Annotated in this window: 21 protein-coding genes and 1 pseudogene; 6 read left to right on the forward strand and 16 right to left on the reverse strand. The window is 39.7% G+C overall.

The window, feature by feature from the left end:
• The 3 genes from LXM54_RS20700 to LXM54_RS20710 all read right to left on the reverse strand — a co-directional run bounded on the left by LXM54_RS20700 (position 1) and on the right by LXM54_RS20710 (position 3803).
• Complete coding sequence (locus LXM54_RS20700) at positions 1–1257, reverse strand: carbohydrate ABC transporter permease (RefSeq protein ID WP_233317136.1); 1257 nt, start codon at positions 1255–1257, stop codon at positions 1–3.
• Between the two features lie 89 nt (positions 1258–1346).
• Positions 1347–2624, reverse strand: coding sequence for a sugar ABC transporter substrate-binding protein (locus tag LXM54_RS20705; RefSeq protein ID WP_233317137.1), 1278 nt, complete (start codon positions 2622–2624; stop codon positions 1347–1349).
• 186 nt (positions 2625–2810) lie between these two features.
• Positions 2811–3803 carry a LacI family DNA-binding transcriptional regulator gene (locus LXM54_RS20710; protein ID WP_233317138.1) on the reverse strand — a complete coding sequence of 331 codons (993 nt, stop codon included), beginning with the start codon at positions 3801–3803 and terminating at the stop codon, positions 2811–2813.
• A 264-nt stretch (positions 3804–4067) separates the two neighbouring features.
• Here LXM54_RS20710 and LXM54_RS20715 point away from each other — a divergent pair, with 264 nt between their 5' ends.
• The 3 genes from LXM54_RS20715 to LXM54_RS20725 are packed head-to-tail and all read left to right on the forward strand — an operon-like array spanning position 4068 to position 7735.
• Positions 4068–5237, forward strand: coding sequence for a galactokinase (locus tag LXM54_RS20715; RefSeq protein ID WP_233317139.1), 1170 nt, complete (start codon positions 4068–4070; stop codon positions 5235–5237).
• Between the two features lie 15 nt (positions 5238–5252).
• Positions 5253–6254 (forward strand): UDP-glucose 4-epimerase GalE, encoded by a 1002-nt coding sequence (galE, locus tag LXM54_RS20720; protein ID WP_233317140.1) that lies wholly within the window; start codon positions 5253–5255, stop codon positions 6252–6254.
• Complete coding sequence (locus LXM54_RS20725) at positions 6251–7735, forward strand: UDP-glucose--hexose-1-phosphate uridylyltransferase (RefSeq protein ID WP_233317141.1); 1485 nt, start codon at positions 6251–6253, stop codon at positions 7733–7735. Before galE ends, LXM54_RS20725 begins: the two co-directional genes overlap by 4 nt.
• Positions 7736–7776: 41 nt before the next feature.
• On the opposite strand, the gene LXM54_RS20730 is transcribed toward LXM54_RS20725, so the two are convergent.
• The 3 genes from LXM54_RS20730 to safA form a co-directional block, all read right to left on the reverse strand.
• A complete protein-coding gene (locus LXM54_RS20730; RefSeq protein ID WP_233317142.1) occupies positions 7777–8934 on the reverse strand; it encodes an ROK family transcriptional regulator in 1158 nt (385 codons plus the stop codon).
• Positions 8935–9028: 94 nt separating this feature from the next.
• A complete protein-coding gene (locus LXM54_RS20735) occupies positions 9029–9913 on the reverse strand; it encodes a cation diffusion facilitator family transporter (protein ID WP_233317143.1) in 885 nt (294 codons plus the stop codon).
• Between the two features lie 270 nt (positions 9914–10183).
• On the reverse strand, positions 10184–10774 hold the full coding sequence (gene safA / locus LXM54_RS20740) for a SafA/ExsA family spore coat assembly protein (protein WP_233317144.1): 591 nt from the start codon (positions 10772–10774) through the stop codon (positions 10184–10186).
• Between the two features lie 164 nt (positions 10775–10938).
• Here safA and LXM54_RS20745 point away from each other — a divergent pair, with 164 nt between their 5' ends.
• Positions 10939–11331 carry a tautomerase family protein gene (locus LXM54_RS20745; RefSeq protein WP_233317145.1) on the forward strand — a complete coding sequence of 131 codons (393 nt, stop codon included), beginning with the start codon at positions 10939–10941 and terminating at the stop codon, positions 11329–11331.
• A 42-nt stretch (positions 11332–11373) separates the two neighbouring features.
• On the opposite strand, the gene LXM54_RS20750 is transcribed toward LXM54_RS20745, so the two are convergent.
• The 4 genes from LXM54_RS20750 to LXM54_RS20765 form a co-directional block, all read right to left on the reverse strand.
• A complete protein-coding gene (locus tag LXM54_RS20750) occupies positions 11374–11670 on the reverse strand; it encodes a putative quinol monooxygenase (RefSeq protein ID WP_233317146.1) in 297 nt (98 codons plus the stop codon).
• A 90-nt stretch (positions 11671–11760) separates the two neighbouring features.
• Positions 11761–12195, reverse strand: coding sequence for a MarR family winged helix-turn-helix transcriptional regulator (locus tag LXM54_RS20755; RefSeq protein ID WP_233317147.1), 435 nt, complete (start codon positions 12193–12195; stop codon positions 11761–11763).
• A gap of 138 nt (positions 12196–12333) precedes the next feature.
• A complete protein-coding gene (locus LXM54_RS20760) occupies positions 12334–13548 on the reverse strand; it encodes a Bcr/CflA family multidrug efflux MFS transporter (RefSeq protein ID WP_233317148.1) in 1215 nt (404 codons plus the stop codon).
• A 125-nt stretch (positions 13549–13673) separates the two neighbouring features.
• Positions 13674–14696, reverse strand: coding sequence for a C45 family autoproteolytic acyltransferase/hydolase (locus LXM54_RS20765; RefSeq protein WP_233317149.1), 1023 nt, complete (start codon positions 14694–14696; stop codon positions 13674–13676).
• Positions 14697–14869: 173 nt separating this feature from the next.
• On the opposite strand from LXM54_RS20765, the gene LXM54_RS20770 reads away from it, so the two are divergent.
• Complete coding sequence (locus LXM54_RS20770; RefSeq protein ID WP_233317150.1) at positions 14870–15217, forward strand: hypothetical protein; 348 nt, start codon at positions 14870–14872, stop codon at positions 15215–15217.
• 73 nt (positions 15218–15290) lie between these two features.
• On the opposite strand, the gene LXM54_RS28580 is transcribed toward LXM54_RS20770, so the two are convergent.
• Positions 15291–16238, reverse strand: coding sequence for a methyl-accepting chemotaxis protein (locus LXM54_RS28580; RefSeq protein ID WP_442780518.1), 948 nt, complete (start codon positions 16236–16238; stop codon positions 15291–15293).
• Positions 16233–17003, reverse strand: a pseudogene (locus LXM54_RS28585) (MCP four helix bundle domain-containing protein); the annotation flags it as partial. The gene LXM54_RS28580 and the pseudogene LXM54_RS28585, both read right to left, overlap by 6 nt.
• Before the next feature lie 245 nt (positions 17004–17248).
• Here LXM54_RS28585 and LXM54_RS20780 point away from each other — a divergent pair.
• Positions 17249–18217: a Gfo/Idh/MocA family protein gene (locus LXM54_RS20780; RefSeq protein WP_233317152.1), complete on the forward strand. Its 969-nt coding sequence runs from the start codon at positions 17249–17251 to the stop codon at positions 18215–18217.
• 37 nt (positions 18218–18254) lie between these two features.
• Here the strand turns inward: LXM54_RS20780 and LXM54_RS20785 are convergent, their stop codons facing one another.
• The 4 genes from LXM54_RS20785 to fba form a co-directional block, all read right to left on the reverse strand.
• Positions 18255–19070 (reverse strand): histidinol-phosphatase, encoded by an 816-nt coding sequence (locus tag LXM54_RS20785; protein WP_233317153.1) that lies wholly within the window; start codon positions 19068–19070, stop codon positions 18255–18257.
• A gap of 117 nt (positions 19071–19187) precedes the next feature.
• Positions 19188–19655 carry a PTS sugar transporter subunit IIA gene (locus LXM54_RS20790; protein ID WP_442780515.1) on the reverse strand — a complete coding sequence of 156 codons (468 nt, stop codon included), beginning with the start codon at positions 19653–19655 and terminating at the stop codon, positions 19188–19190.
• 30 nt (positions 19656–19685) lie between these two features.
• On the reverse strand, positions 19686–21359 hold the full coding sequence (gene treC / locus LXM54_RS20795; RefSeq protein WP_233317154.1) for an alpha,alpha-phosphotrehalase: 1674 nt from the start codon (positions 21357–21359) through the stop codon (positions 19686–19688).
• 196 nt (positions 21360–21555) lie between these two features.
• Positions 21556–22425 carry a class II fructose-1,6-bisphosphate aldolase gene (gene fba / locus LXM54_RS20800; RefSeq protein ID WP_233317155.1) on the reverse strand — a complete coding sequence of 290 codons (870 nt, stop codon included), beginning with the start codon at positions 22423–22425 and terminating at the stop codon, positions 21556–21558.
• Positions 22426–22442: the final 17 nt, after the last annotated feature.

Raw genomic sequence — 22442 nt, forward strand, 5'->3', positions numbered from 1 at the left:
TTACGCTCCTTCTTTAAATGAATTTGTGCGTCTGAACTGCCATAGAGCAATCGCAATAACAAATACAGAAAGCAGAATCGTTAATGCGGCAGCCAAAGAGTACTGGCTTGATTGCATTGTCAGCTTATAAATCCACGATACTAAAATATCGGTGCCGCCCGCTGTTGAACCAGGCACTGCAGGGCCGCCGCCATTAAATAGATAGATAATATTAAAGTTATTAAAATTGAACGTAAACTGTGTAATGATGATTGGCGCCATTGCGATTAAGATCATCGGCATTGTTATATGCTTGAACTTTGCAAAAATACTCGCACCATCAATCGTTGCTGCTTCGTATAAATCGTCTGGAATAGACTGAAGCACACCTGTTGTTACTAGGAATATATATGGGAATCCAAGCCAGCCCTGCATTAAGATTAAGGCAACTCTTGACCAGCTAGCATCTGTCAGCCACGGTATCGGCCCTATGCCTAATGCTGAAAGAATATCGTTGTTGACTGCACCGAAACTGTCATTGAATAATCCTGCAAAAATCAAAATCGTAACAAAACCTGGCACTGCCCAAGGCAATACTAGAATTGTGCGGAAAAATTTCTTAAAGCGGATTTCCTTTTGGTTAACAAGGACTGCCAGCCCAATACCAATGCTAACTTGCACAGTTGAGGCAACAATTGTCCACACAACCGTCCATGCAAGCACATCGAAGAATGTCGAACGCCATATATCTACTGTGAAAATTTCAGCGAATGTTTTCAATCCGACCCAATCTGTCAAATGTGCCGGCGGAGAATGGTATAAGTCATAATTCGTAAAGGCTAACGCGAAACTGAAAAGGATTGGGAAAATTACCGCAAAAATTAAAATGAATAAAGAAGGTCCGCTTACAAGATACGGATATCCTTGCGCAACCAGATTATGGTATTGTTCTTTCAATGAACTTAATTCCATGTTTTCATCACGTAATTTTCCGTTTCTATAAGCATCTCTTAAGTTAAAATAATATACCGCTAATCCAAAGCATGTAACTATGATGGCAATGATTCCTTCTGCTAAAAGGAAAATAGAATTATCACGAGGTACTTCTGTTCCTAAAGTAAAGATTCCCCAGAAACCCATATTAAGCAAATCTCCAAATACTAAAAAGAACATTATGCCTGTTAAAAGCAACAGCAGACCCTTTACCCATTGCTTGTTATAGAACTGCCCAACTCCTGGAATAATTGATAGAATAAGAGCTTTATTGCGATGTTGCACCTTTTTCACCCCTTGATTATTCTTACTTTATGTAATGAGCCGGAATTATGCAGTGCCAAACAATTTTTGTTTGGCACTGTCAGTAAATTTTAGTTGCTGCTATGCTTTGCTTCAATTTGACCTTTAACTGTCTCAACTGCCTGATTCAAGGCATCCTTTGGCTCTGCTTTGCCTGTTGCGATTGTCTGCAGGGCAGCATCAACCGGTGTCCAAACTTCATTCATTTCCGGAATATTCGGTGTCAATTCAGAGAATTGCGACTGTTCAGCAACTGCTTTTGCTATTTCGCTTTCCTTCACAGCCGGATCATCAGCTAATGCCTGTACAGCCGGTACTTCCTGTGTCAATTCGTATCTTGTTTTTGAATTTTCCTCATTAGTCAAATATACTGCCAGCTTTTCAGCAAGCTCTGCGTCTTGAGAATAAGAGCTGACATTGTAGCTTTTCACGCCGATGAATGCACTCATATTTTTACCGTTAGAAAGCTCTGGCAATTTCACAACACCATAGTTGATGCCAGCTTTTTTAAATGGCTCAACATTCCATGGTCCGGAAATAATTGCAGCAGCTTTTCCTTCTGTGAATAATGACTCTAGCACATTGATTCCTTGTTCGCCGATAATTCCAGCTGGAAACAGTCCTTCTTTATAGAACTTCTGAATATATTGTGCACCTTCTAATGCCCCAGCATTGTTTAAACCAATGTCATCAGGCTTATAAGCACCGCTTTCATCTTCACCAAAAATATAACCGCCGTAACCGCTTAACACGCTTTGTGCATAGTAAATTTGGTCAAATAAAGCAAGGAATCCGTATTTGTCCCCAGATGTGTTTTGCTTGGAATATTCATACCATTCATCCAATGTTTTTGGCAGTTCTTCTTCTGAGATCAAATCTTTGTTATAATAAAGCACTGTCGTTTCTACTGCTTTTGGCAAACCGTATACTTTTCCGTCCACTATTTGTGACTGCAGAGCAGACTCTGTATAGATGGATTTTGTGCTGTCATCAACAGCAAGCTCTTTAATAAGTCCTTCCGTAACTGCTGTTCCGATTTGGTCGCCAGCCATTGTTAAAACATCTGGACCAGTTCCTGCAGGACCATCAAGGCGTAAATCCTCGATTTGCTGTGCGTACGGTTTTTCCACTACTTTTACTGTAACATCATTTTCTTCTTCAAACTTAGCAACGATATCTTTAATTCCTTCTGATTTTTCAATATCTTCCCAGACTAATAGATCGTAGTCTTTATTAGATGAAGCTTTCTGTCCGCTTGAACCTTCGCTGTCTTGAGGTCCGCAGGCTGCCAGTGATAAAGTTAAAGCGATGCCTCCAATCAGGCTTAAATACTTTTTAGACTTTTTCATATATAGGACATCCTTTCCAATAGTTTTCCTAATTGCACCAATTGATGTGAAAGCGTTTCACTAAAATCAATATAGCACCGGTAAAGAAATATGTAAACAATTATTTTACTTTATTAAGTAAATTTTTTTACGAAATTATTTTTCTTCACAAAAAAAAGCAGCACTCTTTACAGTGCTGCTTTTAGCTTAATTCGTGCTTCTTCTTATAATAAGCTCTGAGCCTAAATATAAGGTTTTAACCACTTTTCTTTTCTCCACTACCTGCTCTAACAATAAGGTGATGGCGTTTTTGCAAATTTCCTTCATATCAATATGAAAAGTAGTCAGCGGCGGCGATACATATTTGGCAATACTGATATTATTTATGCTGATAATACTGACTCTGTTAGGTATGGATATACCGTGCTCATTCAATGCCTGCAGGCAGCCCACCGCAATTGGATCAGCAGCGGTGAAGAACGCCGTCGGCATATCGTCACCAAGCTTTTTAATGGCCCTGCCCATCAAAGTATAGCCGTTCTCCACAGAAAAGCCTCTTCTGCAGAAAATGTAGCTTTCGTTTAAAAGCCCTCTTTCCGCCATAATTTCCCGGAAGATTTTTTCCCTGACATCCATTTCATCCTTATCTGTATTGGGGTTATGATAAGTACCACTGACTAAGCCAATTTCCGTATGTCCTTTTTCCATTAAGAAATCTATCGTTTTTTTCGTAATTTGCGCCAAATCAGGCCGAACAGAATCAAAATGATCCGGATCAGGAGTAGTATCAATAAATACCCCGTTTGTGGTAATCTTTCTTAAATAAGCTAACTCTGTTTCTGTAAAAGAACCGACAGCAATAAATCCTTCTATTGTATCTGGTATGCTAATGATTCCTTCTGATATTTTATATGTAGACATTTCAACATTTGCTTTCTTTGCTGATTTTTCAATCTCAATCCGCATTTCCTTGAAATATATATCTTCAAGCTCTTCTGTGTCTGTGAGCCAATATAAAAAAGCAATGTTTTTAACTAGCGGTCTTACTGTTTTCTTTCGGTAATTGAGCTTTTCTGCCACTTCATAAATTTTTTCTCTTGTCTCATCTGGAACAGATAAACTTTTATCATTATTTAATACACGGGAAACCGTCGAAACCGAAAACCCTGATTCTTCTGCGATATCTTTAATGGTAGCCATCTTTTACCTCCATGCCTTATCATTCACCATTTTCATCTATGTAATGAACTTTAATAGCTCTTTTTAATCAGTAAATTTTTTTACTTATTTTTTACTAAATTATATTAAATAATAATGATGATGTAAACTGTTTTTTCAAAATGCCACGAATTTAAAAAAATCACTATATTTTTTATTGCGTCCTCTGCAGAATAGTAGTAATCTGAACATAGACTTAATTAAATTAATTAACAAAGTTAAAACAGTCGATAACAGGAGGCTATTATGAATACTAACTATCCTTTACTTGAAACATATCAGTCTATTTTTTCTACAGATACTACGCCTCGGAAGTTCTTTGCTCCAGGCAGAATCAATCTGATTGGTGAGCATACAGACTATAATGGCGGCCATGTCTTTCCTGCATCCATCTCTTATGGAACTTACGCACTAGCTACAAAACGGGATGATTCTGTCTTTCGTTTCTATTCTGTTAACTTTTCTGATAGCGGTATCATTGAATGTGACCTGTCTTCATTAGCATACGATAAGGCTCATGACTGGGCAAATTATCCAAAAGGCATGATTCATCATTTACGAGAAGCCGGCTTTTCAATCGATACTGGTGCAGATATCTTGTTTTACGGCGATATTCCAAACGGCGCCGGCCTCTCTTCTTCTGCTTCAATCGAGCTTGTGACAGGTGTACTCCTTCAAGGTCTGTTCGACCTTCCAATTGAGCGCATACCGATGATAAAACTTGGGCAAAAAGTCGAAAACAGCTATATTGGAGTTAACAGCGGGATAATGGACCAGTTTGCAATTGGAATGGGTAAGAAGGATTCTGCTATTTTGCTAGACTGTCAAACATTAGAGTATAAGTATGCACCGATTAAGCTGGCAAACCATGTAATCATGATCATCAATACAAATAAACAGCGCACCCTTGCTGGTTCAAAGTATAATGAGCGCCGCTCCCAATGCGAAGCCGCCTTAAGTGATCTTCAGACAGAGCTGTCCATTGAAAGCTTAGGTGCTTTGACGGTTGAGGAATTTGATAATGCAAAACATCTTATTAAAGACCCAGTTAATCTATTGCGTGCAAAGCATGCTGTCTATGAAAATGCGCGAACATTGGAAGCGCTGTCCGCATTAAACAATGGCGACCTTAATAGATTCGGTGAGCTGATGAATCAATCACATGTCAGCTTAAAAGAAGATTATGAAGTGACTGGAACTGAACTGGACACAATTGTCGAAGCAGCATGGAATCAAGCTGGCGTTATCGGGGCACGTATGACTGGTGCAGGCTTCGGCGGATGCGCGATTGCGATTGTGGAAGAAGATAAAGCAGAGGATTTCAAAAAGAATGTTAATGAAATTTATCTAAAGAAGATTGGTTATGAAGCAACCTTTTATAAAGCGACTATCGGCGACGGAGCAAAAGAAATTTAAAAAGGTGGGTTATTTATGAGCATTTTAGTGGTAGGCGGAGCAGGCTATGTTGGATCGCACGCTGTGCATCAGCTGCATGATCGTGGGCAAAAAGTAATTATTATCGATAATTTAGAGACTGGCAACAAAGAGGCTATCCATCCTGATGCATCATTTTATGAGGGAGATATTCGTGATATGAATTTCCTCCGTTCTGTTTTTGCACAGGAAGAAATTGAGGCAGTTATTCACTTTGCTGCCAACTCTCTTGTCGGCGAATCAATGGAGAACCCGCTTAAATATTATGATAACAATGTTCACGGTACACAAATGCTGCTTGAGGCAATGGTAGAGTTTAACGTAAAGAATATTGTGTTCTCCTCGACCGCAGCAACTTATGGCGAGCCGGACACAGTTCCTATTACAGAGGATATGGCAACGAATCCAGCTAATCCTTACGGAGAAACGAAGCGGGCTATGGAGAGAATGATAGAATGGGCTGACAAGGCTTACGGCATAAAGTATGTATCACTGCGTTATTTCAATGTAGCAGGAGCAAGAGAAACAGGGGAAATTGGAGAAGATCATGATCCTGAAACACATCTTATCCCGATTATTCTGCAGGCTGCCTTGAACAAGCGCCCATTTGTTACCATATATGGTGATGACTATAACACTCCGGACGGTACATGCATAAGAGATTATATTCACGTGGAGGATCTCATTGACGCCCATTTACTAGCCGTACAATATTTACAACAAGGCGGCAAAAGTGATATTTTCAATCTTGGCAGCAGCCAAGGCTTCTCTGTTAAGGAGCTTGTCGATACAGCCCGTACAATAACAGGCAAAGAAATCCCTGCTGTTATCGGTCCGCGCCGTGCCGGCGATCCGAGCACCTTAATTGCAAGTTCTGCTAAAGCAAAAGAAGTTCTTGGCTGGAAGCCGAGCAGAACTTCCATTGAGCAGATTATGAAGGATGCCTGGAACTGGCACTTGTCCCATCCGAACGGATACAAGAAGGAAGTGGCCAGATGATATATGCTTATATAGACAAACTTGTCCAAAAAGCAAAGGAAGCAGAGTTGATTGAAGCTGCGGATGTCATTTATGTAAGAAATCAAGTAATACAGCTTTTTAAACTGGAAGCTTTTCCAGAAGAATCTGCTGTCGAGAAACTTTCTGATGACCTTTCTATTCATGATGTAATCGACTGGCTTGTTTCCTATGCCACTGATCAAGCTATTATCGAGAACTTATTGGATATGAAGGACATTTTCGCCGCCAATTTAATGAATTGTTTTGTAGCTCGTCCTTCAGCGGTTAGGGAGACGTTTTACGATAAATATAAACAAGCACCGACAGCTGCAACAGCTTACTTTTATCAATTAAGTAAGAACAGCAACTATATACAAATGAACAGAATAAAAAATAATATTTCCTATAAAATTGATACAGCATACGGCGTTATGGATATTACCATTAACCTGTCCAAGCCTGAAAAAGATCCAGAGGAAATTAAGCGGGAACGTGCGATGAAGAAGGATGTTCATTATCCAAAATGCCTGCTTTGCAAAGAAAACGAAGGCTATGCCGGCCGTATCGGCCATCCTGCCAGATCGAACCATCGGATTATTCCAATTGAGCTTGCAGGTGAAACTTGGAACTTACAATATTCACCTTATGTTTATTATAATGAGCACAGCATTGTCTTTTCAGACGAACACAGAGATATGAAAATTGACCGTCAAGCATTCGAAAGACTGCTGCATTTTACCGAGAAATTTCCTCATTATTTCATCGGTTCTAACGCAGATTTGCCGATTGTCGGCGGCTCTATTCTCAGTCATGACCATTATCAAGGCGGCTGTTATGAATTCGCGATGACTCGAGCAGAGGACAGCTTCCAATTTCCCTTAAATAATTTTCCTGACGTCACTGCGTCTGTCCTTAAATGGCCGATGTCAGTGATTCGATTGAGAGGGAAAAGCAGCATAGAGCTTGTCAATGCTGGAGAGCTAATTCTAAAATCTTGGAGAGGCTATTCTGATAAAGCAGCACATATTCATGCATTTACAGAAGCTGTGCCTCATAATACCATTACGCCGATTGCCAGAGTTCGAAACGGGTCCTTTGAGCTTGACCTTGTTTTAAGAAACAATCGGACAACAGCTGAACATCCGCTCGGTATTTTCCACCCTCATGCTGATGTGCATCATATCAAAAAAGAAAACATCGGCTTGATTGAAGTGATGGGGCTGGCAGTCCTTCCGCCCCGCTTAAAAGAGGAGCTTGGTGAAATCACAAAGCTTTTACTCGGGAAAGAAAATACGGTTAAAGATTATCATCAGCAATGGGCTGATGCTATTGTTCAAGAATACGGGATCATCTCCACTGTTTCTGAAGCAGAACAGATTGTCAAAAAAGAGTTAGGCAAAAAATTCGTGAGAGTGCTTGAAGATGCTGGTGTCTTTAAAGAAAAGCAATCCTTTCAGCGCTTCCTCGATATATTAAACTAAACGTACAAAAAAAGCTGAACCTAAGTGCAGGTTCAGCTTTTTTAACTTTGGTCAAACAGCTCGACAAGCAGCAAGGACACAGCTCCTAATACAGTAGCATCATCTCCTAAGCTCGTTGCCACCACTTCTGTTTTTGCTGCTTCTTTCGTCAATGCTGTTCTTTCGATTTTTCTTTGGATGGCAGGCAGCAAATACTGCTCGCTTTTCATGACGCCTCCGCCCAGCACAATTTTATCAGGGTTGAGCAAATGAATTAAATTCGTCAAGCCGATTCCAATCATTTCGCCGATTTGCGAAAGGAAGTCGGCATGAACCTCGCTGCCTGCCTGCGCTAAAGCGAATATCTCCTCACCACTTATCCGCTCGCCGCAAATACCAATCGAGCGCTCTTCTATTGCGTTGCCGCTTATTAATGTTTGCAGGCAGCCTTGATTTCCACATTCACATACTGCACCATGGAGATCAATCGTCATATGGCCGAATTCTCCAGCTATTCCCTGTGCCCCGTGATGGAGCTTGCCATTCAAAACAAGTCCGGCACCGACACCTCTGCCAATATTTATTGCCACCATGCTGTTCACACCACCATGCCCGCCAAACCATGACTCTCCTAATGCCATTGCCCTTGCATCATTTTCCACTCTTATCGTCATGCCGAATTCTTCCTCGAAAAGCTCTTTAACACGTATATTGCGTAAGCTTATATTCGGAGCAACAAGCACCTCTCCTGCATCGACATCAACTACACCGTGCATAGCCATGCCAATCCCAATAACTTGCTCCTTATCAATGCCGGAACAAAGAAATAGATTTATTACAGCTTGCTTTAACGTTCCAATAAACGCTTCATTCGTAATTGGCAACTGCAATTTTGCTGTGCTGCGATCATAGATCTTCCCTGTTAAATCTGTAAGCACACACTCAACTGTTTCTGGTCCCGCATCCACTCCAACTGCAAAAAAAGCTGTGCTGTTAATATGCAGCATTGTCGGTTTGCGGCCGCCGCTCGATTCGCCAAGCGTACTTTCCACCACAAGCCCTTCTGTCATCAGCTCTTTGACAATACTGCTGACAGTCGGCGGAGTAAGGCTTGTTTCCTTCGCAATCTGCGCTCGCGAAATCGGCTCTGACATCCTGATTTTATTAAGGATGATTGTCTTGTTAACAGACTTCATCCATTGAAAACTGCCACGCTCCACAAAAAAATCCTCCATCTAAAAGTCCTTCTATATATCTTTCATTATACCATAACAGCCTGTGGCCGCCTTCATACTTAGGCGTCCACAGGCTGTTTTAATAGTAAGGATTTAAGTGAATAAGCACTTCTTCAATATTATCATGCTTTTTCATCAGCTTTTGCTTTATTTCTCTCGATAAATCATGCCCCTCCTTGATTGTCTTGTCATGATCGATAGAAATCCGCAAATCGACAAGCACATAATGACCATGTTCACGTGCTCTGAGCCGGTCTATTCTTTTTACCTCTGAAAAAGAAGAGATGATTTGCTCATAATCACTTAAGATAGCAGAATCAATATTGCGCTCAAGCAGAATATCAAAAGCTTCTTTGAGCATTTCCCTCGATATTCTGAAAATCAAATATGCCACAATAATACTCGCAACTTTATCGCCAAACAGCAAAAGCTTGATGTCGAACTTATCTCCTATAATGGAGAGAATAACACCAGCTGCTGCTGCAATACTTGCAACAATATCAGCTTTATGATCATACGCGATTGCCTCGATTGCTTTACTTTTTTGGTCATTAGCAATTTTCATGCTGTACCTGTATAAGTATTCCTTGGCGCCATATGAAATAATAGCAATCCACATAGCAAGTATATTCGGAGCTGTAATCGGGTGAAACAGGCCGATGATTGCTTCATAAACAACATATAAAGACACCGCAAACAGAACAATTCCAACAATTCCAGAAACAATGATTTCCGCTTTTCCATGTCCGTATGGGTGTTCAAGATCTGCCGGTTTGTTTGCTATTTTAATAACAAACAATACAATGACAGAAGCAAAAACATCTGCAGCTGAATGAATACCATCTGCAAACACAGCGTCACTGTTTGCCGCCCAGCCGACTACCAGTTTTCCTATCGTTAATATTACATTGCTTATAACGCTAATCCAAGCTACTTTTTTCGCAATTCGTTCTCTTGTCGACAAAGCAATACTTCCCCTCTAAAAAAATCACCTTTGTATCTTAACAAACGCGAACCTTATGGGTCTAGAGAAAAATTGTTGGTCATTACCACAACTATTCACCTAGCCAAAATACAGATACGTTAACCGTTTATATGACGGAAAGCCAAAAAGATGAGACACCATTCATTATTGGAAATTTTCTTCAATTTAAACAGAGGAATCGTTAATTAGATATAAGAGGGATTATTGCCGCCTGCTATTTTTAGTAAGTTGGCGGCAATAACCAAAGGCTTATTTAGAAATGAACATTTGAGTCCAATGATGTCCTGTTGCATAGTAACCTACACCTATTTGAGTGAAGGAGCTGCTTAAAATATTTGCTCTATGGCCGCTTGAATTCATCCAGGAATTTACGACCTGCTGCGCCGTTGTCTGTCCTTTAGCAATATTTTCACCAGCTGATCTATAGCTGATTCCATATGCTTTCATCATGTCAAAAGGTGATCCATAAGTTGGACTCGTATGACTGAAATAATTCTTTTGTGCCATATCCATCGACTTGTCTCTTGCTACTCTCGATAATTCCCAGTTTTCTGTTAAAGGAGCAAGGCCTGCTTTTTGTCTTTCGATATTACATAATCTAATTACTTCACGTTCTACTGTTTTAACAGAATCGATATTCGGAATGTTTAAGCTTTGGCCAGGGTAAATAAGGCTTGGGTTTTTAATTTGAGGGTTAGCTCCAATAATTTCCCTTAAGCCTATTTGATATTTAACAGCTATTTTCCACATAGAATCTCCGCTTTTGACTGTATATGTATCAGCAAAAGCCATTGTAGGAACAGCAAATAAACACAGAAGCGCCATTACTAGTTTTTTCATGTTTTCACCTCCTTATCGAAGATAAGATGCGTCTTTTCCGGTAAAAATATTCAAAAAAATATCCCGATTCTTATTCCAGAAAAAAAGATAATATCTTGGTGACATCTTGGTTAATTAATGATAATATTATGGTATATTAAATCATAAACATTGGGGAGGATAATATGCCGTTAATACGCTTCGATATGTATGAAGGAAGATCTGAGACAGAAATCAAAAAAATACTTGATGTATCTCACCGTGTCATGGTAGAGGCATTTCAGGTGCCAGAAAGAGACAGATATCAGATTGTTTCCCAGCACAAATCATATGAAATGGTCATTGAGGATACAGGGCTTGGTTTTTCGAGAAGTGAAAATGTCCTCATAATAAGTGTGACAAGCAGATACCGCACCCCTGATCAGAAACAGACTTTTTATAAAAGCCTGACAGATGAACTTGAACGCCAATGCGGGATTACCCCAAATGACGTTATGGTATCCTTTACGATAAACAATGATGAGGATTGGAGCTTTGGGTTTGGAGAAGCACAATTTTTGACTGGTAAGTTGACATAGTAAAAAGGGCAGAGTGGATTCTCTGCCCTTTTTGTTATGTTGTTATCTTTCGATTTTCTCTGCATGGTATAATTCTGCTTCAAGCGGTGCAGCTAAATATTCGCCTGCTTTAGAAACAAATCCTTGGAAATGGCTGCTTTTGTTGTGGCTTTCGATAGCAGCTTGGTCTTTCCAGCCTTCAATCATTAAATAAGTGTTTTCTTCTTCTACACTTTTCACAAGATTATAGGCAACATTTCCTTCTTCTGCTTGTGATGCTTTAACTAAAGCTTGTACCTCATTTAAAAATGCTGCTTCTTTACCTTCTTGTAATTTCATTTTTGCGTGAATAATGAACATAGTTATTTCCTCCTTATAATTTGTATAATAAGCGGCTGCAGCTGACTTGCTTAAGGCAGGCAGCCGCACTTAAACTGTATCTAAGCTATCTTATATTTCAACCGTAGACACATTTTTACTCAAGCGGGAGAGCATATCAAGCAATGTTTCCTGCTCGCTTGAACTAAAACCGTTTAACGTCTGTTCAATAAAGCTTTTTTTCGCCTGAAGGGAAACGGTAATTTCCTCCCGGCCGCCTTCTGTTAAACTAACTAACGTGACACGGTTATCCTCCGCTTTTTTACGGCGCGATATTAGTCCTGCTGCTTCAAGCTGTTTTAAATGCCTTGTAACTGCTGCATTATCAATGTTAACTTCCTTCTGCAGGGCACTCTGGCTTATCTCATCAGCATTATAGAGGCAATGCAAGATCTCAATCCTTGTCGGACTGGAGCCTAAACAGGACTCAAACTTTGTATTTACATTATTATTCAGCTTTTGCAGCTGATAAAAAATCTGGAGCTGTATGAGGCAATCATTACTCATGGTATTCTCCTTCCAAACAATTAGTTGACATGTCAATAATTGATACATCAAATATAAACCTATTTTCTCCAATTGTCAAAGAATTAATTCGAAAAACCGCTTCTGTTTAAGAAGCGGCTTATCTATCATCTGTACAAATTACTGTGGTGAGCCAACCACACGGCTGCCCCTTCTTACAAAGCCGTAATAAGACAGCAGCGCCAAAAAGCTCGCTAAAAACATAATCACACCCATCGGAAGGGCTGTTTGCTCGCCGGCAATACCTACTAGCGGCGCGGATATGGATCCTAAAATAAATGGAAGCAAACCGAGCAATGCAGATGCACTTCCTGCAATATGACCTTGTGTTTCCATCGCTAATGAGAAAGATGTTGTTGAAATAATTCCAATGGACGACACAAAAAAGAAAATGGGAATAACAATGGCTAGCAATGGGGCATGAAGCAACAGGGCAATGAATAAGGTAATACCTGAAAGATTGGCAATAAGGAGGCCAATTTGCAGGAAAGTCCTCTCAGAAACAGTATCTGCAAACCTTCCGACAAGCTGGGAGCCAATCATTAAAGCAATTCCGTTCATTCCAAACAGCAGACTGAATGTTGTTGGCGAAACGCCGTAAATATTTTGATAAACAAACGGTGTCCCTGAAACATAGGCAAAGATCCCTGCTACAATAAAGCCTTGTGTAAGTGCATATCCTCTGAATTGGCGATCCTTTAGAAGCGTCCCGAAATTCCGCAAAATTTGCCCTATATTACTCGGCACTCGTTTCTCAGGAGGCAATGTTTCCTTAAGACGCAAAGAAACAGTAAGTGATAGGATTACTCCTACACATGCAAGCACAAGAAATACAACATTCCAATCGCCAAACTTGAGTATCGTGCTTCCTGCGACAGGTGCTAAGATTGGTCCCAAGTTATTAACAAGCATTAATAACGCAAAGAATTTCGTCAATTCCTTGCCGCTGTATACATCGCGGACAATCGCCCTTGAGATAACAATCCCGCCGGCTGCTGAAAAGCCTTGGACAAAGCGTGCTACAATAAAGAAGTAAATATTTGGGGCAAAAGAACAAATGACAGAAGCGATTAAGTAAACAATCAGGAAAATGACTAAAGGTTTTCTCCGTCCTATAACATCACTCATCGGCCCTATTACTAGCTGGCCCGCTCCTAAGCCAAGCAGACAGGTAGTCAAGCTAATCTGAACTAGGGAGGCTGTCGTGCCGTAATCCTTCACAATGGTCGGGAAGGATGGCAGGTACATATCGATCGTAAGCGGACCTAAAATAGCCAGTGAACCAAGCAGGAATGCTAAACGCAGCCTTTTATTTCTTTCCAGTACATCGGACAAAATCTTTCCACCTTCCTATATTTTTAATTAACTTTTGCTAGCTTCTATCATAACTTGATATCCTCCCTTTGAATAGCTGAAATCGTTATTTTTAGATAAAATATTTCTATATACTAAGGATTATGCTAACCTTCGTTGATTTCCCCTGTCAGCACTGACTCAACAATGTCATCTCCCCCCACCCACTTTTTAAAATCAAGTACTAACGGATGAGCGCTTTTAGCAAGAGCAGTCTTAATTAAGCCTTGATTGAAAGCATAAGAGAAAGTATGAATGGTTCCGAAGAAGTCCTGATAATCTGTGAAAAACAGCGGAGATGTGTCCTCACTGAAATGCTCAAATAATTTAGTCTGATTCCAGCTGCTTCCCATCAATTTCGCCAAATGAGTCTGCCTTTGAAGCGATCCCGCTATATTTGTACGGTTTTTTGTGGTCATCTTCTTATGCTTGAAGTGATTTGTACATGCTAGTGAGCCATTCCCCCAAAGAACTTCAACTTTTTCGGGACAGGTTTCCACAGTTGCCATATTTCCTTTTTCATCACCAATGGAGAAATTATAGCAAGCCGCATGGGGAATTAATTTTAATAAACAGACAGCCTCCTCCACGGTCGAACAGTTATCCAGCACTATTCTGCAGCTTACCCATGGGGAAATTCCTTTTCTATATCCTTCATTGCTGACAAAATGCAAACCAATTACAAGCCCTTTTTCATTTACGCCGTCATGCCTTCCAAGCAGCTGTAAATTGTACCCCGCTGAAGCGTACTGACTGTTGGTTTGAATCATGGAAAAAATGCCATCATATAAAAGGGGCGAAAAATCATAGTTTCTTGTATAAACACCATTATCAATGAGCGTTGTACAGCCCATTGCTTTTGTCTTTGGGACATCATAACCGCTAAAACAGGCTGCAGCCGATGTATAGCTAACTTCAAGCTTTTCTGCCACACCTTGAAGCTCCTCTAGAAGATGTGGAGCAAGTTCCCTATAGATGGCTTCCATATTGCGCCAATCAATCGTTTCTTTTGTTACATGTTTATACATAGTCAGCAAATCTGGCTGTTTCTTCAAGAAAACTCCATAATCCTGACCGATTTCAAAGGAACTTTTTCTCAGCTGCCAAATATAAGCCTTGAAAGTTGTCATTTATATGCCCCCTAAATTAAAATTGTAGCAGAGCAAGCTTGCACTGCTATTATAATTAGTTTATATCCGACAGACTGATGAGACCTGTCAATTTTTGCTCATTGAGAACAGAAATAAAAACTTTCTTCGTTTTAAGAGGAGGCTGCATCATCTAATAAGGAGATTCTAGGGACATGAACAGTGGAAAATTTGAAATTACAGTGAATCCCTCAGCCAAATCAATTGATATGATTATTGCGGGGACTTTTACACCTGAAAAGGTAGAGGAGTTTCTTGCTGAATACACTTTACAGGTAAATTGCATCCCATCTTGTGAGCACACATTAAGAATTAACTGTTTAGATATTGATGTGCTGACACAGGCAATGATTCCATATATGGAGCGCTGTTTCCGTGTTTACCAGGAAACAGGATGCAAAAGCATGATTCTCATTATTAACAAAAGCCCCATGCTTAAAATGCAATTTAATCGTATCATTAAAAACACTGGTTTTGAGAATGCTGCCATACTAGAGGTATAATTGACCTGAATATGGACGCATAAAAAAAGGCAAAGCAGCGTTGCTGCCTTTGCCTTTTTAGGGGATACGTGATTTACACTTTAAACTTCTGGATAAGTTCTTGCAAGCTTTCGGCAAGATTTGCTAGAGAAGACGACGATGCTGCAATCTCTTCCATTGACGCCACTTGCTCTTCTGTCGCAGCGGACACATTTTCAGTATTTGCTGCCGCTTCCCCTGCCATGCTGTTTACTTCCATTACCGATACATTAATAACTTCTGTATTCTCCTTCAATTCTTTCAACGAAGTGAACACATTCTCAAACAAGCTGACTAAGTCCAGAACAGACACTTCTATTTTACCGAAGGATTCTCCTGCATTTTTCACAATGTTTAAGCCTAAATCAACTTCATTTTTTGCACTTGACATAGATTGAATCGTAACTCTTGTATCCCCTTGAATTTGACCGATAAGACTTGTGATCTGCTCTGCAGATTGGGCAGACTGTTCAGCCAGCTTTCTTACTTCATCGGCTACTACAGCAAAGCCCTTGCCTTGCTCTCCTGCTCTTGCAGCTTCAATAGCTGCATTAAGTGCAAGCAAGTTTGTCTGTGAAGAGATGTCCGTAATTGCCTTTGTGATTTCGCCGATTTCTTTAATACGTCCTTCCAACGTATCAATAGACATAGCTAAGTTTCCAACATTTGTATTAATCGAATTCATTTGAGCTGTTACTTCCTCAATGTTTTGCAGCCCTTCTTTTGACGCTTCAGCTGTAGAGGAGGCTGTTTGCGCTACTTTTTCTGCGTTTTCGGAGATTTTTTCCGTGCTTGCCGTTACATTGTTAATTCCCTCTGAGCTTGATGCCATTAATCTCATTTGATTCTCTGAGCTTGATGCAAGCTCCTGAATCGTCTCTGAGATATGCTCACTCGCTTTGCTGCTTTCCTCTGAGCTTGCACTTAATTCCTCAGAAGAGGAAGCGAGAGCTTGAGATGTTTCACCGATTGTTTCCACAAGCTCTTTGATTCCGTCAGCCATACTATTGAAGCTTAAAGACAGAGAGCCTACTTCATCCTTCGATGCATAGTCAGATCTTTGAGAGAAATCGCCATTTTCTCCACTTTCCATTAAACCTTTTAGCTTTTTAATTGGATTTGTGATTGTCCGTGAAATATAGAGACCGAATAATACAGACAGCACTAGAAATACCGCAATAATGCTGATGGAAAGCACAAGCGTTGTACTGTAATTATCTTTGTTTTCCTGTGCGATTTTACTTGCCTGGTCTTCATTTGCCTTTTGTAATGATTCGAGCAAATCTGTCATTTCTTCCCGTTTTCTTATTACTTCTTCAGAATAAAGACGATATGCTTCTGCATTTTTATTGTCCAATGCTAATGCTAAAGCTTCATTTGTTGTTTCACTGATTTCAGTCAGTGACTGTTTATATTGATCAAGCGCTGTCTGTTCCTCTGAAGACAAATCCAGCTGGTCTAATTTGCTTACATACTGATCTATTTCATCAGTTGTTTTCTTGTACATTTCATTAAGCTGACTATTTCTTGAGTCATCCTCATTTAACATCAGCTCTAAAACAAACCGATCTGTCGCCTGATCGTCGCTTACTATTTTAGCCACCCATGTGTTTGGTATTAGGCGGTCATTATACATCTCTTCAGATCCGTCAGCCATGTTTTTCATACCATTAATAGCATAAATTCCGACTGTAATTAATGATATAGCACTGAATATAATGATCATTAATATTTTAATAGAAATTTTACTGTTTTTTATCACTTTCATGCCTTTCGCTCCTCATTTTATATTTCTCTCCCCTACTTGCTCTATCGTCCAACTCTACCTTAAACATTAGCACTTTATAAAATTTATTATTCTTGCAAATAATGTACAAATTAGTTATAATATTTCGTTTAAAATTCAAGTTGCAGGATTGGTAATCACTTACGTAAATGGTTTACAATGGAATAATATAGGGAATTATTCTATATAGGTTTCGGGCTATGAAACTATTTAAGAGGTGACAGTAGATGAAAAAATTAAATTGGGCAATCCTTGGACCTGGCAGTATCGCTGCTGATTTTGCAAGAGCGTTAAATGACATGCACGGGAGCATCTATGCAGTCGGTTCACGAACATTAGAAAAAGCAGAGCAGTTTGCAAAGCAATATAATGTTGCAAAGGCATACGGAAGTTATGAGGAAATGCTTCACGATGACAAAATAGATGTTGTCTATATTGCAACCCCGCACTCAAACCACTATGAATTCATTATGAAAAGCCTAGAAAACAATAAACATGTCTTTTGTGAGAAAGCAATTACGGTTAGCTCTGAGCAGCTTCTTGCTGCAGTAAAGCTAGCTGCAGACAAACAGCTTGTACTAGCAGAAGCAATGACTATTTACCATATGCCGCTGTATAAAGAATTGCGTCATCGGATCACTTCAGGCAGTATCGGCAAATTGAAAATGGTTAATGTGCTGTTTGGCAGCTCTAAGGAAGATGATCCTACAAACCGTTATTTTAATATGGATTTGGCAGGCGGGGCCTTGCTTGATATCGGTACATATGCTCTTTCATTTGCTAGATCCTTTCTTTCAAGCCAGCCTCATGAGATTCTGACAACCGTTAATAAATATTCAACAGGTGCAGATGAACAGTCAGGAATTATCCTAAAAAACAAAGAAGACGAAATGGCTGTCGTCACACTTGCAATGAGAGCCAGAACACAAAAGCTTGGCATTATCGCTGGCGACAACGGCTATATCATGGTTCCTGATTTTCCTAGAGCCGATAAGGCAACCATTCATTATTTAGATGGTACACAAGAGACGGTGGAAGCAGGCGAGAGCAGTAAAGCTTTGCATTATGAAATTGAAGATATGGAGCGATTTGTTGCAGAAAAAGAAAAGGAAAGCACATTGCCATTAACGGTTGATGTGATGGAAATTATGACAGATGTTCGCAATCAATGGGGTATACGTTATCCATTTGAATAAAAAAGAAGAATGCAGTTGTTCTGCATTCCTCTCTCTTTTATAGTGGTGCTGTTTGCCTTTTCTGGCCAACATAATAGACCATTTCTTGATATCCAATCTGTTTCAGCTTCTTCTGGACAGCGAACAAATCATCGCCGATTCGGTCAGGATGATGAGAATCGGATCCAAATGTTATATCGACATTATAATAAAAGGCACGTTCTAACATGTCATCAGCTGGATACCAGCCGCCCACATCCTTCATTTTTCCTGATGTGTTCACTTCAATGGATACACCTGATTCGCCAATAATTTTCAGTGTCTCATCTAAGATTGGTGTTTCAATGGCTGAAAAGGCAGGATAATAACCTTTCATTGCATCAATATGACCAAGGATTTGGAAAACACCGCTTTTGGCTGATCCTTGAATTAATCGGTAATAATCTTCCTTCTCTTGAACTTGCTGTGACGCAGTAAGCCCTGGCCATCTGCTTTTATCAAAAATACTCTTTCCATTCACATAATGAACAGAACCGATAATATAATCAAATGGATATTTATCATATTCTTTTTTGTACATATGAAGAAGATGTGGATAATAATCACTTTCCACTCCAAGCAGAACATGAATTTTGTCCTTATAGGCTTCCTTCAGCTTGAGGACCTCTTCCACATAGTGAACAAACTCACTTTTCCCCATGGAGTACCGTGGAAACGGCTGGTCTTCTTTATGAAAGAACAAGGGAGAATGATCTGATATACCAATATAATGCAGCCCTTTCTCAATCCCTGCCTGAATATACTCTTCGATTTTACCAATTGCATGGCCACATCTGTCATGGTGTGTATGCAAATCAAATAAGATGCTGTTCATATGCCTCTCCTCACTTGCTTTTTATCTTGTAAACTAAGTATATACGAATCTGAATCGTACTGTCATGTGAGGCGGACTATAAAAAAAGGCATGGAGAATTCTCCATGCCCGCATCAATTACACAATTTTTATCTGGTTATCCTCTATAACTACCTTTTCATTTTCCTTTAGGTTTGTGAAAATAATTGGTGTAATAACAGACGGCACCTTGTCCTTAATTGCCTCAAAATCTATTTCCATTAATTTCTCACCTTGCTTCACTTTTTGACCGTCCGAAACAAAGGATGTGAAGCCTTCCCCTTTTAAAGTAACTGTATCCAATCCTACATGAATGAGAATTTCTCTGCCGTTGTTATCTGACAGACTAATGGCATGCTTTGTAGGAAAAACATTAATAACTGTTCCATTAACCGGTGAGATTAGTGTGCCATTTGTTGGATCAATGGCTGCACCGTCTCCCATCATTTTCTGGGAAAAGACTGGGTCTGGCACTTCTTCAATAGGAAGAAGTCTTCCTTCTAATGGAAGAATAAAGGAATTCTCATCTGCATTTGACTGGTTTTTCTTAAACAGGTTTTTGAACATACTAGCACCTCCATGAATTTAGGACGAAAGTCAATTCTTTAAATAAAACACAATTGATTCATAAGGACGTAATTCGATATTTTCTAGATCCTCTTTTGAGTCAGAGTAATTAGATAACAGCATGGTTTTTGTATAACCTTCAACCTCTAATGTGTCAGGCAATTCGAATGAAATAGGCTCTCCATAAAAATTATTAACCACAATCAGCTTTTCGTTATCATTGGAACGAACATATGCAAAAAGCTGCTGGTGATCTGGAAGCAATAGCTCATAATCGCCATTTGTAACAATATCGTACTCTTTTCTCAATGATATCAACTTTTGGTAATGATAGAAGACCGAATCAGAATCCTTTAAGGCTGCTTCTGCATTTATTTCATGATAGTTTCTAGCTGTATTTATCCACGGTGTTCCTGTTGTAAAGCCAGCATTTGCCTCTGCATTCCATTGTACAGGAGTTCTTGAGTTATCACGAGATTTACGTCTTAATATTTCGAGGATTTCCTCTTCTGTTTTTCCCGCTTGCTTTAATAGTTGAAACATATTGATTGATTCAACATCCCGGTAATCTTCAATAGAATCGAATTTAGGGTCTGTCATCCCAAACTCTTCTCCTTGGTAAATATAAGGCGTTCCCTGCATCATGTGAATGACTGTAGCAAGCATTTTCGCTGATTCCTTATGGTATTTTTGATCATTGCCATATCTTGAAACGACCCGGGGCTGATCATGATTACACCAAAACAGCGCATTCCAGCCTCCGCCTTTATTCATGCCTGTCTGCCAATCAGATAATATTTTCTTTAAGGAAAGGAAATCCATATCGCCCAGCGCCCACTTTTCTCCATTCGGATAATCAACCTTTAAATGATGAAAATTAAAAGTCATGCTAAGCTCTTCCCGTGTCGGGTTGGAATATTGAATACAATGCTCTAATGTTGTAGATGACATTTCGCCAACTGTCATAGAATCATATTTTGAGAAGACTTCCTTGTTCATCTCATGAATAAATTCATGCACTCTTGGTCCGTCGGTATAAAATCTTCTTCCGTCCCCCACATTGTCATCTGGAAATTGCTGATTTTTTGAAATTAAGTTGATAACATCAAGGCGGAAGCCATCGACGCCCTTCTCAAACCAAAAGTTCATCATTTCATAGATTTTATGGCGAACTTCTTCATTTTCCCAGTTTAAATCAGCTTGTGTGACATCAAACAAATGAAGATAATACTGCCCTGTTTTTTCATCATATTGCCATGCATTTCCGCCAAACTTTGACTGCCAATTATTCGGTGCACTTCCATCTTCTTTACCGTCTTTCCAAATATAATAATTTCGATACGGATTATCTTTCGAGGAAGCCGCCTGTTTGAACCATTCATGCTCTGTTGACGTATGATTCACGACAATGTCCATAATAACCTTAATATCTTTTTTATGAGCCTTACTCAGCAATACATCGAAATCCTCCATTGTCCCGTATTCAGGATGAATGGAGAAATAATCACTAATATCGTAGCCATTATCTCTTTGAGGAGAAGCATAAATTGGTGTTAACCATATGACATCTACACCAAGCTCATGCAAATAGTCCAATTTTTCCACAATGCCTTGAATATCACCGACACCGTTACCAGTAGTATCATTGAAGCTTTTCGGATATATTTGATATACAACTGCCTTTTCCCACCATGTTTGATTCATCTATATACACCGCCATTATTTACATTTATGAACCCTGTATATACAGGTTATATATTTATGATAACATGTATATACATGTTGTCAATTAAAAAATAATGCGTTTTCATTTTTGATTTCTTCTGACAAAATCAAAAAAGCTTATTGTGATTAGGTTTCACAATAAGCTTTGTCTTCATCCAATATTTACATATTTCCTTTACGCTTCGAGCTTTACAGCTTTCCGGCTTGTTCCGAATTCTTTCATTTTGCTTCTCACCGTTGCTATGATCGCTGCTTGCCCAGGTGCAAGTATCGTTCTCGCATCATATACTTTGTCATCCTGGACGAGAAGCTCTCGTACAGCCTGAGCCCATGCCTGCAGACATTCTGTATTAACGTTTATTTTTGCATGACCTAGTTCAATCGATCTTTGGATTTGATGGAGCGGAATTCCCGACCCGCCATGCAGGACTAACGGAACATTTGTAATCCGAGAAATATGCTCCATTTCCTTAAAGCCAAGGATTGGCTCTCCTTTATACGGTCCATGAACAGATCCTAATGCTGCTGCCAGTGCATCAATACCAGTTTCATTGACGAGCTGCAAACACTCATTTGGATCTGCATAGGAAATACCTCCGATTAAACCATCCTCATTTCCGCCGACCGTTCCTACCTCTGCTTCGACAGAAACACCAAAGTTCCTAGCATAATCAACGACTTCTCTTGTCATCCTGATATTTTCTTCAATAGGTGAATGGGAGCCGTCAATCATGACCGAACTAAAGCCTGCATCAATCGCATGCTTGCATCTTGCTACGCTTTTGCCGTGATCTAAATGGAGAGCTACAGGCACAGTGATTTCTAATTCTTCTACTAATGCAGATACACCTGCTGCAATTATTTTAAAGCCTCCCAAATAATCAACTAACCGGTCGGAAGCGGCAACAATGACAGGTGCTTGCTCAGCTTCGGCTGCCTGCAGAATTGCTTGAACCCACTGAAAGCTGTTCATATTATATTGACCGACAGCATACTTTTCTTCTTTCGCTTTTCTCAACATATCATGCATCGAAACAATCGCCATTGCTACACCTCCATCTA

Origin of the sequence: Bacillus sp. Au-Bac7, assembly GCF_021341655.1 — a bacterium.
In the GTDB taxonomy this organism is placed as follows: domain Bacteria; phylum Bacillota; class Bacilli; order Bacillales; family Cytobacillaceae; genus Niallia.